Source organism: Streptomyces sp. NPDC089915, from assembly GCF_040684675.1.
GTDB lineage: Bacteria > Actinomycetota > Actinomycetes > Streptomycetales > Streptomycetaceae > Streptomyces.
The window spans coordinates 1-1624 of record NZ_JBFBGN010000354.1; the positions used below are offsets into that span (position 1 = coordinate 1).

General features: G+C 71.7%; 2 protein-coding genes. Both read left to right on the top strand.

The window, feature by feature from the left end:
- Positions 1-947 (top strand): MFS transporter (locus tag AB0O29_RS35750; RefSeq protein ID WP_365160561.1); only part of this gene is annotated, 947 nt, incomplete at its 5' end.
- A gap of 66 nt (positions 948-1013) precedes the next feature.
- Entirely contained in the window at positions 1014-1451 is a 438-nt protein-coding gene (locus tag AB0O29_RS35755) for an ester cyclase (RefSeq protein ID WP_365160563.1), read from the top strand.
- Positions 1452-1624 lie beyond the last annotated feature (173 nt).

A 1624-nucleotide genomic window follows, 5' to 3' on the forward strand; every position in this document is an offset into this window, starting at 1 on the left:
CACAGGGCCTGGACGGCGTAGTGGGATCGGGACTGGTCCTCACCGCCGTGGCCGTTCTCGTGCCGGCCTCGGACGGACGGCGGTCAGGGCGGTTCGACCTGCTGGGCACCACGACCGTCACCCTCGCCCTGACCTGCCTGGTCTGGGCATTGACCACCGCACGCGGCACCGGCTGGACGGATGCCCGGGTGCTCGCCGCCCTCGGCGCCGCCGTCGTACTGCTCGGGGCGTTCGCCGTCATCGAGCTGCGCCGGACCGATGCCCTGATACCGCCGAGGCTCTTCACCACCGGTAGGGTCGCCGCCGGCAACCTGCTGATGGCCCTGCTGGGCTCCGTATGGATCGCCTTGTTCTACTTCCTCCCGCTCTACCAGCAACAGGTGCTCGGATCAGCGCCCTTGGCCACCGGAGCGGGCCAGCTCCCGCTCGCGGCCGCGAACATGCTCGGCTCCACCCTCGCGCCGCGCCTGTCCCGCCGATTGGGTGCCACCGTGACCGTGACGGGAGCCCTGTTGGCCGAGGCCGCCGGACTGCTGTGGCTGTCCCGGATCAGCGCCGACGGCAGCTACCTCGCCGACATCCTCGGCCCGAGCGTCCTGGTCGGCCTCGGCCTCGGCGTCGCCTTCGTCCAGCTCACGGCCCTCGCCGTCGAAGGCGTCCCGCCACAGGACGCGGGCCTGGCCGGGGCACTGGTGAACACCACCCGCCAGGTCGGCGGCGCCGTCGGACTCGCGGCCCTCGCAACCCTGGCCGGCTCGGTCACCACGCACGCCGCCCTACGAGAACCGCACGTGGAGGCGCTCACCGCCGGTTACCGGACGGCGTTCTCCATCTCGGCCGCGGTGCTGGCCTCGACGGCCTGCCTCGCTCTTCTCCTCACGCGCCGCACCGGCCCACGGGCCACCGCCGAAACGACCCTCACCCGCTGCGCCCCCGGGCGCGGCTGACGCCGCACCCGGGGGCCGCCCGCCGCACGTCCCGCAAGCAACCCGCATCTCGAAGGAGAACCCACCATGTCCGCTTCCTCCAACGCCCTGCTCGCCGAGCCGTGGAAGGCCCTCTGGAACAACGACCTGTCCTTCACCGACAAGATCATCGCTCCTGACTTCGTCGCGCACGCCGCTCCTCTCACGGGCTCGGGCGACGACACGGTGCACGGCCGTGACGGCCTGAACGGGTGGGTGGCGGGCATCCACACGATCCTGCGTGACCTCAGCTTCGAGATCACCGTCGGCCCGATCGCCACCGACGACTTCCTGGTGGTCCGCTGGGCGGCCGAAGGCACGTACGCCGGAGGCTTCCCGGGAGCCTCGCAGGACGCCGTGGGCAACCGGGTCCGCTTCACGGGAACCGACACCCTGCTGGTCAGGGACGGCATGCTCGCCGAGTACTGGGCCAACGCCGACAGCCTGCTGTTCGTGCGGCAGCTCGGTGTCCGCGAGCTGTCCTGACCGGCACATCGAAGGGGAGGGTCCGGGCGGACCCTCCCTGATCGCCCCCGAGGCGTCCCTGACCCGACCCGGAACAACCCCTGACCGGCCTCGCCGGTCAGGGAGCTGCTGAACGGCGAGAAGTGGTTCGTGACCTGCGGCGACATCGCGGACTTCCTGCTGGTGCAGGCGGA